Annotated in this window: 12 protein-coding genes; 4 read left to right on the top strand and 8 right to left on the bottom strand. The window is 58.6% G+C overall.

The features are described 5' to 3' along the window. The first annotated feature begins 138 nt into the window (after positions 1 to 138). The 4 genes from nirB to cysG are packed head-to-tail and all read left to right on the top strand — an operon-like array spanning position 139 to position 5,304. Positions 139 to 2,688, top strand: coding sequence for a nitrite reductase large subunit NirB (nirB, locus tag ACN28Q_RS13165; protein ID WP_095849024.1), 2,550 nt, complete (start codon positions 139 to 141; stop codon positions 2,686 to 2,688). Beyond that, positions 2,685 to 3,011, top strand: coding sequence for a nitrite reductase small subunit NirD (nirD, locus tag ACN28Q_RS13160; protein ID WP_095846758.1), 327 nt, complete (start codon positions 2,685 to 2,687; stop codon positions 3,009 to 3,011). Before nirB ends, nirD begins: the two co-directional genes overlap by 4 nt. A 30-nt stretch (positions 3,012 to 3,041) precedes the next feature. Next, the gene (gene nirC, locus ACN28Q_RS13155) at positions 3,042 to 3,842 is read left to right on the top strand and encodes a nitrite transporter NirC (RefSeq protein ID WP_095846757.1); all 801 of its coding nucleotides are present in this window, start codon (positions 3,042 to 3,044) and stop codon (positions 3,840 to 3,842) included. 31 nt (positions 3,843 to 3,873) lie between these two features. Next, positions 3,874 to 5,304 carry a siroheme synthase CysG gene (gene cysG, locus ACN28Q_RS13150; RefSeq protein ID WP_095846756.1) on the top strand — a complete coding sequence of 477 codons (1,431 nt, stop codon included), beginning with the start codon at positions 3,874 to 3,876 and terminating at the stop codon, positions 5,302 to 5,304. Between the two features lie 69 nt (positions 5,305 to 5,373). Here cysG and trpS read toward each other — a convergent pair whose 3' ends face one another. From trpS to hofQ, 8 genes are all read right to left on the bottom strand, one after another. Continuing rightward, entirely contained in the window at positions 5,374 to 6,378 is a 1,005-nt protein-coding gene (gene trpS, locus ACN28Q_RS13145) for a tryptophan--tRNA ligase (protein WP_095846755.1), read from the bottom strand. Positions 6,379 to 6,380: 2 nt separating this feature from the next. Next, entirely contained in the window at positions 6,381 to 7,079 is a 699-nt protein-coding gene (locus ACN28Q_RS13140) for a phosphoglycolate phosphatase (RefSeq protein ID WP_095846754.1), read from the bottom strand. After that, positions 7,072 to 7,749 carry a ribulose-phosphate 3-epimerase gene (rpe, locus tag ACN28Q_RS13135; protein ID WP_095846753.1) on the bottom strand — a complete coding sequence of 226 codons (678 nt, stop codon included), beginning with the start codon at positions 7,747 to 7,749 and terminating at the stop codon, positions 7,072 to 7,074. Before rpe ends, ACN28Q_RS13140 begins: the two co-directional genes overlap by 8 nt. A gap of 80 nt (positions 7,750 to 7,829) precedes the next feature. After that, a complete protein-coding gene (gene dam, locus ACN28Q_RS13130) occupies positions 7,830 to 8,642 on the bottom strand; it encodes an adenine-specific DNA-methyltransferase (RefSeq protein WP_095846752.1) in 813 nt (270 codons plus the stop codon). Positions 8,643 to 8,725: 83 nt separating this feature from the next. Continuing rightward, positions 8,726 to 9,721 (bottom strand): SPOR domain-containing protein, encoded by a 996-nt coding sequence (locus ACN28Q_RS13125; protein ID WP_095846751.1) that lies wholly within the window; start codon positions 9,719 to 9,721, stop codon positions 8,726 to 8,728. A gap of 165 nt (positions 9,722 to 9,886) precedes the next feature. Further along, positions 9,887 to 10,975 carry a 3-dehydroquinate synthase gene (aroB, locus tag ACN28Q_RS13120; protein ID WP_095846750.1) on the bottom strand — a complete coding sequence of 363 codons (1,089 nt, stop codon included), beginning with the start codon at positions 10,973 to 10,975 and terminating at the stop codon, positions 9,887 to 9,889. Positions 10,976 to 11,065: 90 nt separating this feature from the next. Beyond that, entirely contained in the window at positions 11,066 to 11,587 is a 522-nt protein-coding gene (aroK, locus tag ACN28Q_RS13115; RefSeq protein ID WP_095846749.1) for a shikimate kinase AroK, read from the bottom strand. A gap of 325 nt (positions 11,588 to 11,912) precedes the next feature. Next, the gene (gene hofQ / locus ACN28Q_RS13110; protein WP_095846748.1) at positions 11,913 to 13,160 is read right to left on the bottom strand and encodes a DNA uptake porin HofQ; all 1,248 of its coding nucleotides are present in this window, start codon (positions 13,158 to 13,160) and stop codon (positions 11,913 to 11,915) included. Positions 13,161 to 13,170: the final 10 nt, after the last annotated feature.

Below are 13,170 nucleotides of genomic sequence, written 5' to 3'. Positions count from 1 at the left end.
ACCACAACTTATAAAATATCTTTTAAAATCATCCATATAACACCTTGGAGGTATATGGAAGCGTGCTTGATTTGTATCAATAAACCGCTATCGGGGAAGAATAAGGTAAGGCAAGAAAATGAAAAAATTGAGGCAAAAATGAGCAAAGTCAAGCTTGCCGTCATCGGCAATGGCATGGTCGGCCACCGGTTTATCGAAGATCTGTTAGAGAAAGCAGACAAAGACCAGTTTGCGATCACCGTGTTCTGTGAAGAACCGCGCGTCGCTTACGATCGCGTGCACCTTTCTTCCTATTTCTCCCACCATACCGCCGAAGAGCTTTCGCTGGTGCGCGAAGGCTTTTATGAAAAACACGGGGTAACGGTGCTGGTGGGCGAACGCGCCATCACCATTAACCGCACCGAAAAGGTCATACACTCAAACACCGGGCGCACGGTGTTCTACGACAAGCTGATCGTCGCCACCGGCTCTTACCCATGGGTGCCACCGATTAAGGGCTCAGAGGGCCAGGACTGCTTTGTGTACCGCACCATTGAAGATCTGAACGCCATTGAAGCCTGCGCCCGCCGTAGCCAACGCGGCGCGGTGGTCGGCGGCGGCCTGTTGGGGCTGGAAGCCGCCGGCGCGCTAAAAAGCCTGGGGGTGGAAACCCATGTGATTGAATTTGCGCCGGTGTTGATGGCCGAACAGCTCGATCCGATGGGTGGCGATCAGCTGCGCCGCAAGATTGAGCGCATGGGGGTGAAAGTACACACCGGCAAAAATACCCAGGAAATCATCCACCACGGGCAGAACGCGCGCAAAACCATGCAGTTTGCCGACGGCACGGCGCTGGAAGTCGATTTCATCGTCTTCTCCACCGGCATCCGCGCGCAGGACAAGCTGGCGCACCAGTGTGGGCTGGCCACCGCGCGCCGCGGCGGCATCGTGATCGACGATCGGTGCCAAACCTCGGATCCGGACGTCTATGCCATCGGCGAATGCGCCTCGTGGAACGAACGCACCTTCGGCCTGGTGGCGCCGGGCTACAAGATGGCGCAGGTGGTGGCCGATCATCTGCTGGGGCGTGAAAACGCCTTCGAAGGCGCCGACATGAGCGCAAAACTGAAGCTACTGGGCGTAGACGTCGGCGGCATCGGCGACGCCCACGGCCGCACTGAAGGCGCGCGCAGCTATGTCTACCTCGACGAAAGCCAGGAAGTCTACAAGCGGCTGGTGGTCAGCGCCGACAATAAAACCCTGCTCGGCGCGGTGCTGGTCGGCGACACCAGCGACTACGGCAACCTGTTGCAACTGGCGCTGAATGCTATCGAACTGCCGGAACACCCGGACAGCCTGATCCTGCCGGCGCACGCCGGCAGCAAGCCGGCCATCGGCGTGGATTCCCTGCCGGAAACCGCCCAAATCTGTTCCTGCTTTGACGTCAGCAAGGGCGATATCATTAACGCGGTGAACATGGGCTGCCATACCGTGGCCGCCATCAAGGCGCAAACCAAAGCCGGCACCGGCTGCGGCGGCTGCATCCCGCTGATTACCCAAGTGCTGAATGCCGAACTCAGCAAACAGGGCATTGAAGTCAACAACCACCTGTGCGAACACTTCGCCTATTCGCGCCAGGAGTTGTACCACCTGATCCGTGTGGAAGGCATCAAGTCGTTCGAAGAATTGCTGGCCAAATACGGCAGCGGCTACGGCTGCGAAGTGTGCAAACCCACCGTCGGCTCGCTGCTGGCATCCTGCTGGAATGAGTATGTGCTCAACCCGCAGCTCACGCCGTTGCAGGATACCAACGACAATTTCCTCGGCAACATCCAGAAAGACGGTACTTATTCGGTGATCCCACGTTCCGCCGGCGGGGAGATAACCCCGGAAGGGCTGCTGGCTATCGGGCAGATCGCCAAGGAATACGGCCTGTACACCAAGATCACCGGCTCACAGCGTATCGCCATGTTTGGCGCGCAAAAGGACGATCTGCCGGCCATCTGGGAAAAACTGATCGCCGCCGGCTTTGAAACCGGCCATGCCTACGCCAAAGCGTTGCGCATGGCGAAAACCTGCGTCGGCAGCACCTGGTGCCGCTATGGCGTTGGCGACAGCGTTGGCTTTGGCGTGACGCTGGAACACCGTTACAAAGGCATCCGCACGCCGCACAAAATGAAGTTTGGCGTCTCCGGCTGCACCCGCGAATGCGCCGAAGCGCAGGGCAAAGACGTTGGCGTGATCGCGACCGAAAACGGCTGGAACCTCTACGTATGCGGCAACGGCGGCATGAAGCCACGCCATGCCGATCTGCTGGCGGCCGATCTGGATCGCGAAACCCTGGTACGCTATCTGGACCGCTTCATGATGTTTTATATCCGCACCGCCGATAAGCTGCAACGCACCTCCGTCTGGCTGGACAACCTGGAGGGCGGCATCGACTACCTACGCAGCGTCGTCATCGACGATAAGCTGGGTATCAACGCGCAGCTGGAAGCCGATATCACCACCCTGCGCGCCGCCTTCCGCTGCGAGTGGAAAGAAACCGTCGAGCACCCACAGGCGCAGTTGCGTTTCGCCCACTTTATCAACAGCGGCCGACGCGATCCCAACGTGCAGATGGTCGCGGAGCGCGAACAGCACCGCCCGGCGCGCCCGGATGAGCGCATCCCCGTGAAGTGGCTTGCAACCGAGGAGAACAACGCATGAGCCAGTGGATTACCGTTTGCCCGCTCGCCGATATCCTGCCCGGCACCGGCGTCTGCGCCCTGATTGGCAGCCAACAGGTGGCGATATTCCGCCCCACGGCGGAGGAACAAGTGTTCGCCATCAGCAATATCGATCCCTTCGCCCAGGCCAGCGTGCTTTCCCGCGGCCTGATCGCCGAACACCAGGGCGAACTGTGGGTCGCCAGCCCACTGAAAAAACAGCATTTCCGTCTGAATGACGGTTTTTGTCTCGAGGATGAAAGCCGTTCGGTGCCCAGCTTTGCCAGCCGGGTGGCCAACGGCATGGTGCAGATCGCCGCATAACCTTTGTATTATTAACCTTTGGGATCACGTATGTTCACCGACACCATCAATAAATGCGCCGCCAATGCAGCGCGCATCGTTAAGCTGGCCAAAGAAAACCCGTTGGGCTTTTGGATCAGTTCGGCCATGGCCGGGGCCTATGTCGGCCTGGCTATCATCCTGATATTCACCCTCGGCAATCTGCTGGATCCGGCCCTGCGGCCGCTGGTGATGGGAGCCACCTTCGGCATCGCGCTGACGCTGGTGGTGATCGCCGGCTCCGAACTGTTCACCGGCCACACCATGTTCCTGACCTTTGGGGTCAAGACCGGCGCCATCCGCCCCGGCCAGATGTGGGCCGTACTGCCGCAAACCTGGCTCGGCAATCTGATCGGCTCGGTGTTCGTGGCGCTGCTGTATAACTACGGCGGCGGCAGCCTGCTGCCCGTCGATACCAGCCTGCTGCACACTGCGGCGCTGGCGAAAACCACCGCGCCGGCCAGCGTGCTGTTTTTCAAGGGCGCACTGTGCAACTGGCTGGTGTGCCTGGCGCTCTGGATGGCGCTGCGCGTAGAAGGCGCGGCCAAATTCCTGGCCATCTGGTGGTGCCTGTTGGCGTTTATCGCCTCGGGCTACGAGCACTCCGTCGCCAACATGACGCTGTTTGCCCTCTCCTGGTTCGGCCACCACAGCGATGCCTACACGCTCGGCGGCATCGGGCATAACCTGCTCTGGGTAACGCTGGGCAATACGCTGGCCGGCGCCGTGTTTATGGGATTGGGCTACTGGTACGCCACGCCGCGCGCCCAACGCCCACGGGCAGACAAGGCCCCCGCACGCCAAACCGCGTAATAGGGCGGCCGACTAACCCCGAGGATGATCGATGGACTACCTGCCTATTTTCTGCCAACTGCAACACAAGCCCTGCCTGCTGGTGGGCGGCGGTGAGGTTGCCGAACGCAAAGCGCGCCTGTTGCTGGATGCCGGTGCGGCGCTGACGGTCAACGCCTGCGCCTTTAGCCCGCAGTTTCACACATGGGCGGCACAGGGCCGGTTAACGCTGGTCAGCGGCCCCTTCCATGCCGATCTGCTGGCGGATAAGTGGCTGGCGATCGCCGCCACCGATCGGGTTGAAGTCAACGCGCTGGTCTATCAGTGCGCCAACCAACAGCGGATCTTCTGCAACGTGGTGGACGATCCGAAACGCGCCAGCTTTATCATGCCGTCGATTATCGATCGCTCCCCGCTGATGGTGGCCGTTTCTTCCGGCGGCAAAGCGCCGGTGCTGGCGCGCCTGCTGCGCGAAAAACTGGAAGCCATGCTGCCGCAGCATCTGGGCAAGCTGGCTGCACTCGGCGGCGCGCTGCGCCAACGGGTGAAAAGGCATTTTGCCGAACCTGGCGCCCGCCGCCGCTTTTGGGAAAAGTTGTTCGCCCACCACCGGCTGGCACAGGCGCTCGCCAATCAGGACACTGACCAAGTAGAGCAACAGGTTGAGGCGCTGTTCAGCCAGCCGCTGGCGGCCCGTGGGGAAGTTACCTTGGTCGGCGCCGGACCCGGTGATGCGGGGCTGTTGACGCTCAAGGGGTTGCAAGAACTGCAGCAGGCCGACGTGGTGGTCTACGATCGGCTGGTATCAGAAGGCGTCATGGCGCTGATGCGCCGTGACGCCGAGCGTATTTTCGTCGGCAAGCGCGCCGGCCACCACTGCGTGCCGCAGCAGCAAATTAACCAGATCCTGCTCACGCAGGCGCAGGCGGGCAAGCGCGTGGTGCGCCTGAAAGGCGGCGATCCGTTTATCTTCGGCCGCGGCGGGGAGGAGCTGGAAGCGCTGGCGGCGGCCAACATCCCCTTCTCCGTGGTGCCGGGCATTACCGCCGCCTCAGGCTGCTCGGCTTACAGCGGCATCCCGCTGACCCACCGCGATCATGCCCAGAGCGTGCGCCTGATCACCGGGCATGCCAAAACGGGCGGCAGCCTGCCCTGGGGCACGCTCGCCAAAGAGCAGCAGACGCTGGTGTTTTATATGGGGCTGACGCAGGCGGAGGAAATTCAATGCCAGTTGTTGGCGCACGGTATGAGCACCACCATGCCGGTAGCGCTGGTAGAAAACGGCACGTCCTGCCGCCAGCGGGTGATTGAGGGGCAACTTGGCCAATTGGCCATCCTGGCACGCCAGGCGGCCAGCCCCAGCCTGATCGTTGTCGGCAGCGTGGTCAGCCTGCGCAGCAAGCTGAACTGGTTTACTACCCAGGCGCAGCTGCAGCAAACGGTTAACATGGATGCGCTATCGCAACGGCAGGGCGTGCAGTAAACGGGCAAGGCGCCGGGGAAAGAACGGTACGCCGGCAAGCCAATGCCTGCCGGCGCTTACAACGATGAATCAGGGGTGCGCTACAAAGCCCACGGCCTGATAGACCTGCGCCAGCGTTTCCTGCGCGCGGGCGCGGGCTTTAGCGGCGCCGTCGCGCATCACCTGCTGCAGGAAGGCTTCATCGTTGCGGAAGCGGTGATAGCGCTCCTGCAGCTCAGACAGCATGCCGGAAACCGCCTCGGCAACCGCGCCTTTCAGGTGGCCATACATTTGGCCTTCAAACTCGGCTTCCAGTTCAACGATACTTTTGCCGGTTACGCCGGAGAGAATATCCAACAGGTTAGAGACACCCGCTTTGTTCGCCAAATCGTAGCGGATGACCGGCGGCTCGTCGGAGTCGGTCATCGCACGCTTAATTTTCTTGGTCACCGCTTTCGGATCTTCCAGTAGGCCGATCACGTTGTTGCGGTTATCGTCCGACTTGGACATCTTCTTGGTCGGATCCTGCAGCGACATCACGCGCGCGCCGGATTTCGGAATAAACGGCTCTGGCACCCGGAAGATGTCGCCATAAATGGCGTTAAAGCGGCCAGCCACATCACGGCTCAGCTCCAGATGCTGTTTCTGGTCTTCGCCTACCGGCACCTGGTTGGTTTGATACAGCAGAATATCCGCCGCCATCAGCACCGGATAGTCAAACAGGCCGGCGTTGATATTTTCCGCGTAACGGGCGGATTTATCCTTGAACTGGGTCATGCGGCTCAGCTCGCCGAAATAGGTGTAGCAGTTCAGCACCCAGCTCAGTTGGGTGTGTTCCGGCACGTGCGACTGCACAAAGATCGTGCTTTTCTGCGGATCGATACCGCAAGCCAGATACAACGCCAGCGTATCCAGCGTGGCCTTGCGCAGCTTTTCTGCGTCCTGACGCACGGTGATCGCGTGCAAATCGACGATACAGTAGATGCAGTCATATTCATCCTGCATCTGGACCCACTGACGCAGCGCACCCATGTAGTTGCCAATGGTCAGTTCGCCAGACGGCTGCGCGCCGCTAAATACGATGGGCTTACTCATGTTTAAATTTCCTGATTCTCTAAAGATGACAGCCCAAGAGCGGGCAACAAATCGGCAAAGCGTTCCAACACCAGATCAGGCTGGCTTAAGGCAATCGCTTCACCGTAGTTATAACCGTATGTCAAACCGACGCAGGGGCAACCCGCCGCCTGCGCTGCCTGAATATCATTACGTGAATCACCGACAAACAGCAACTCGTGGGTCCGCAGGCCCAACTTGCCGAGCACCAGATACAGCGGCGCCGGGTGTGGCTTTTTCGCCACCACATCGTCAGCGCCGATCACCAGGATGAAATCGGCGGCAATCCCCAGGGCAGCCAGCAGCGGCGCCACGAACGGCGTCGGCTTGTTGGTCACCAGCGCCAATGGGTAACCGTGCGCGACAAGCTGCTTCAGCGTTTCGCGCACCTGCGGGAACAGCCGGCTGCCGCTATCAACGGTTTGCGCATAGAAATGGTCGAACCGCCCGCGCGTTTGCTGGCACAAGGCCGGGGTCGCTTCCGCCCCGGCCCAGTGCAACGCACGCTGCACCAGCATATCGGCACCGTTGCCGATCCAGGTGCTCACGTGCGCTTCCCCAGCCGCCGGCAGGCCCATTTCCACTAAAGCCCGATCGAGCGCCGCCGCCAGCCCCGGCACGCTATCAACCAGCGTGCCATCAAGATCAAAAGCCAGAGCGCGAACAGCGCTGAAATCAGCCATGGGTCACCTTCGCCAGTTCGCTGCGCATTTGGTCGATAACGGCGCGATAGTCCGGCTTGCCGAAAATCGCCGAGCCGGCAACGAACATATCCGCGCCCGCCGCCGCAATTGCGCCGATATTCTCCACTTTTACCCCGCCATCCACTTCCAGGCGAATATCACGGCCGCTGGCGTCGATCAGTTTGCGCACCTGGCGCAGCTTATCCAGCGTGGCCGGGATAAATGACTGGCCGCCAAAGCCGGGGTTAACGGACATCAGCAGGATCACATCGACCTTATCCATCACGTAATCCAGATAGCTCAGCGGGGTGGCCGGGTTGAACACCAGCCCGGCTTTGCAGCCCTGTTCTTTAATCAGTTGCAGGGTACGATCGACATGCTCAGAGGCTTCGGGATGAAAGGAGATATAGCTGGCACCGGCCTTGGCGAAATCCGGCACGATACGGTCAACCGGCTTCACCATCAGGTGCACGTCGATCGGTGCGGTGATGCCGTAATCACGCAGCGCCTGGCACACCATCGGGCCAATGGTTAGATTTGGCACGTAGTGATTGTCCATCACGTCAAAGTGCACCACATCGCCGCCGGCGGCCAAAACCTTGGCGGTGTCCTCACCTAAACGGGCGAAGTCCGCTGACAGGATGGATGGGGCAATCAAAAACTGTTTCATCCGCTTCTCCAAACATAGGGTTTGAGGTTGTCTATGCCGGGGCTTTACGGGCGGTGCCCCGCCATGGATCGTGATCCAGATTATCGATACAACGCCAAAAGTTCGTTCACTTTGCTGCGGCCAAGTATATTGCGGCTAATGGTGCGGCGCGCCTTCACCACAAACAACGAGGCATGCTGATACCAGTCGCGCGTCAGTTCGGTATCATGGTTGGATATCAGCACCGGCACTTGGCTTTCCACCGCCAGCTGGTGCGCAATTTGCGCCAAGCCTTGCTGATCGGCAATGCTGAAACTGTTGGTGTGATAAGCCGTAAAGTTGGCCGTCGCCGAAAGCGGCGCATAGGGCGGATCGCAATACACCACGGCGCCCGATGCCGCTTTCAACATGGTATCGCGGTAATGCTCACAGACAAAAGTGGCGTTGCTTGATTTCTCCGCGAACCAGTACAGCTCTTCCTCTGGGAAGTAGGGCTTTTTATAACGCCCGAACGGCACGTTAAATTCGCCGCTAAGATTATACCGGCAGAGGCCGTTGTAACAATGACGGTTCAGGTACAGAAACAACAGAGCGCGCTGGTAAGGCTCACGGCTCGCATTAAACTCCTGGCGCAGCAGATAAAATTGATCGGCGTTGTTGAATTCGTCGGTGAACAGGATGCGGGCATCGCGCACAAAATCATCGGTGCGCTGCTTAACGATGTTATACAGGTTGATAAGATCGCTGTTGATGTCGGCGAGAATGTAGGACTCGTAATCCGTATTGAGGAATACTGAACCCGCACCCACGAAAGGCTCGATTAAGCAGTCCCCCGCTGGCAGGTGACGACGTATCTCGTCCACCAGCGGGTATTTACCACCAGCCCATTTTAAAAAAGCGCGGTTTTTCTTCATGCCGTCGTTAGCTACTTATTGAATTCAGAGCGGCGGATTGTACTCTGTTTCAGACAGCACATCAGCGCACAAAGTTAAATGATTTATTTTTTAATGTCTTGCTGCACCTGACGTATTGGCCGCGCCCAGGGTTTTTGGGCCTGAACATCCGCCGGCAGCGCCGCAACAGCGCGCTTCGCATCCGCAGAAGAAGCATAGACACCGTTCACCAACACATACCACGGTTTACCATTACGCTGGGTTTCATACACCAGATAGTTTTTCAGCTTCTGCTGGCGAGCAAAAGCGTTCAGCGTATCAGAGCGTGATGCACTGCTCAGTTGCAGGGTAAAGTGGCTGCCTGGGGCGGACTGGATCGTACCATTACCGCCAGTGCTGGCAGCCGTAGGCACCGGCTTACGGACTGGCGCTGGAGCATTCGCCACCGTTGCCGGTGCCCGATGCAGCGCAGCGGCCTGCGCTGGCTTGCCGGCAGGCTTCGCCGGCGCCTTGTGCGGCTGTGGCGGCACATTGCTATGAACAGGGCGCGTGGCTTCACGCGCGGCGGCACCGCTCATCACCGTCGCCGGTGCGGTCGGCAGCGTGGAAACGGCACCTTGCGCCGCGCTATCAACCGCCCCTTGCTGCTGGGACAGAGCATCGGTCATGTTGCCCGGCAGTTCGACGCGCTGCTGCGCACCGCCCTGTGGGGGAAGAGGCTGAGCTTCCGTCGGGGTGCTGGCGATCGGCGGCACGCTGATATTCTGCGGCTGGGAGGACGTGCTGACGCCATTCGCGTCATGGGTATCCGTTGTGCCGCCGGGAACCCCCTCATTCGCGGTGGTCAGCGAAGATGATCCCGCCAGGTTAATGTCGCGGGATGCGCCAGGCTGCGCCTGATTTGCCTCATGCTTGGTGGGGGCCTTCAGCGCGGCGCCGATACCAATCACAATCAACAACAGCACCAGAATGCCTATGCCGATCATCAGATGCTGGCGTGAAACAGCGAAACGCGGCCCTGATGGCGCCGGCTTGCGCGAACGCGTGGGGCGATCGCTGCTGTCTGGTCTTAAATCGTCTTCCGGTTTAAATTCATCCATCTGAAACCCTCCAACTAGAGGTAAAAGCCCGCCACGCCGATATGATGCGCCAAGAGCTCATTAACCTGAAATAGTAACAATGGGCAAAACCCCTCCGCACCTTAATTAATATAGATGCAAATCAGCTCTAAGCCACTGTTAATTAGCTAAATTTTTTCATTTATTCTACTGCGGCAGGCAATCAGCGATCGAAGCCAGCACAAGGTCATGCGCCACACCGCCGCGGACTTCCGCTTCACCAATGGCTTTCGGCAACACCAGCCGCAGCTCACCCGCCAGCACTTTCTTATCACGCATCATATGCGGCAGATAAGCTTGCGGCGCCATTTCCTGCGGCCCGGTAACTGGCAGCCCAGCACGCACCAACAATGCCTTAATACGCTCCACGTTTTGAGCGGAAAATTGGCCAAGGCGCCGGGCGGCTTGCGCGGCCATCACCATGCCGGCAGCCACACCCTCGCCGTGCAACCATACACCATAGCCCATTTCCGCTTCGATAGCATGGCCGTAGGTATGGCCCAGGTTTAGCAACGCGCGCTGCCCGCTTTCGCGTTCATCAGCGGCCACCACCTCGGCTTTCAGTTCGCAGCAGCGGCGGATACAGTACCCTAGGGCATCCATATCCAGCGCTCTTAGCGCATCAATGTTATTTTCCAGCCAGACGAAGAAATCCGCATCAAGAATAATCCCGTATTTGATCACTTCAGCCAGACCGGAGGATAATTCGCGCGCGGGCAGGGTTTGCAGGCAATCCAGATCCACCACCACCGAGGCTGGCTGATAGAACGCGCCAATCATGTTTTTACCCAAGGGGTGGTTGACGGCCGTTTTGCCACCAACGGAGGAATCAACCTGCGCGAGCAGTGAGGTGGGCACCTGAATAAAACGCACGCCGCGCTGGTAGCTCGCCGCGGCAAACCCCGCCAGATCGCCAATCACGCCGCCGCCAAGGGCAACCAGCGTGGTATCACGACCGTGGGGTTTTTCCAGCAACGCCGAGAACACCTGTTCGAGCACGGCAAGAGATTTGTACTGCTCACCATCAGGTAAAATCACCTGATCCACTATTACCCCTGCCTGCTCCAGCACGCGCCGAACGCGTGCCAGATACAGCGGCGCCAAGGTTTCGTTGGTGACTAGCATCGCTTGTTCACCCGCCTTCAGCGGCATAAAAGAAGCCGGATCGTTAAACAACCCGGCATCAATGGTAATCGGGTAGCTGCGCTCCCCAAGCGTTACGGTAATTCTCTCCATGCCCGCCCAGTGCCCTCTTTTTTTCCCTGCCCTGACAAGGAATACAATCAGTCTTACCGCATTAGCCAGGAGCTAATGCGGAAACCGCAATCAGTTGCTTTCCAGCAGATTAATGATCTGGTTGGCAACCACTTTAGCGCTTTGATCGTCGGTGCGGATAGTCACATCCGCAATTTCTTCGTACAACGGATTACGCTCTTTCGCCAACGCTTCCAGTACTTCACGCGGAGGAGCATCCACCTGCAACAGCGGGCGTTTTTTATCGCGCTGGGTGCGCGCCAACTGCTTCTCTATAGTGGTTTCTAAATAGACCACGACGCCCCGAGCCGACAGGCGGTTACGCGTTTCACGCGACTTTACCGAGCCCCCGCCGGTCGCCAACACAATCCCTTGTTTTTCCGTCAGTTCATTAATGACTTTTTCTTCACGATCGCGGAAGCCATCTTCGCCTTCTACGTCGAATACCCAGCCCACGTCAGCTCCGGTACGTCGCTCAATTTCTTGATCGGAGTCGAAGAACTCCATATTGAGTTGCTGAGCTAACTGACGGCCAATAGTGCTTTTGCCAGCACCCATAGGCCCAACCAGAAAGATATTGCGTTTCTCTGCCATGTTTTTCGGTATTACTAAGACAATTCGTTAATGATAACCCGCCCCGCCAATCAAATTAGCGGCGGGACCTAAACTGAAACCTCATGAGCGATAGTGCGAGATCAGACGGAAAATTATCTCAACACTCTTGGTAGTTTGGCAACCGAATAAATTGCTGCCCACGCCGCGGGAGGGAAACCATATGTTTTTAACGGCGTCTTGGCATTAATAAAAAAAACCCCGGAGCCTAATTCGGTAACCCTTGTAAGCTAAATCGGCCGCAGCGTCAAACGCAGATGCCCCTCTGGCGAGAAAAAAGTGTATCTCTGTATCAACTTTTAGCGCTTCATGTCTTGATCAGCGTCGGCGTAATGAAGATCACCAGTTCACGCTTTTTATGCTGCCGAGTGCTCTGCCGGAACAAACCGCCCAATAAGGGCACATCCCCAAGAAGCGGTACCTTTTCGGCGGTTTTGGCGTTCTCCCGCTGGAATATTCCCCCCAGCACGATGGTTTCGCCATTTTTTACCGTGACCTGGGTTTTGATCTCCTGTTTGTCGATCGTCAATATTTCACCCTCGGCCTGCGCGATAGAACGGCCAGGCATGTTTTGGCTGATTTGTAACGTGAGAGTGATACGGCCATTTGGCAAGATTTTGGGCGTGACCTCCATCCCCAACACCGCTTCCCTAAACTCGATCGACGTTGCGCCACTGGCGCCGCTGGACACCGCATAGGGGATCTCAGTGCCCTGCTTGATGCTCGCCGTTTGCTGGTTGGCCGTCAACAACCGGGGGCTGGCGATGATCTCCACCTCATTTTCCTGCTCAAGCGCGGTGAGCTCCAGGTCCAGCAAACGCCCGCTGATACGGGCCAGGTGAAACCCGACGTTGGCGGCGCTGTAATCCAACGGCAGCCCAACGTTGAAGCTGTCGATACGCAGGGTTTTCGCCGGGCGCTCATCGGCGGCCAGGCCCCAGCGCACGCCCAACGCCCGCAGGCTATCACTGCTGATAGTCACAATATGCGCGGCCAGTTGAACCTGTTCAAGCGGCGCGTCCATCGCAACAACCCAGTGTTTTAATACCGCCAGCCTTGGCGGCGTATCGCGGATCATCAGCGTATTGGTGCGTTTATCCACCAGCACGCTGCCCCGCTCGCTCAGTAACGTGCCACGCTGGGCATTAAGGCTTTGGGCGATGTGTTCCGCATCGGCATGGTTCAGCGCCAACGCTACGCTTTGCAACGGTTGCTGCAGCACCGCGGCCTGTGCCCGGCGTAGTTTTTCCTGCTCATCCGGCTCGGGAAGCACCATCATGACATTGCCATCCATCGTCATGCTCAACTTGCCCATCCGTAAAATGACGGCCAGCGCCTGCTGCCAGGGCACGTTGTCCAGCCGCAACGTCAAATTTCCGGCCACACCCTGCGCCGTCACCAGATTCAACTGCTGGAAATCGGCCAACGCCTGCAACACCACACTAACCGGAGCATCCTGGAACGCCATGGAGATGGGCATATCTTCCCGCACCACCGCCATGGCCGGCGCGCACAGGCTCCATAGCAGCATGGCTGCCCAAGCGAATCCTTTCATCGATGTTTCT

The sequence above is a fragment of the Gibbsiella quercinecans genome (assembly GCF_002291425.1).
GTDB classification, from domain to species: domain Bacteria; phylum Pseudomonadota; class Gammaproteobacteria; order Enterobacterales; family Enterobacteriaceae; genus Gibbsiella; species Gibbsiella quercinecans.
The sequence above is the reverse complement of the archived record's forward strand: the minus strand, read 5'-3'. Positions and strand labels throughout refer to the sequence as shown.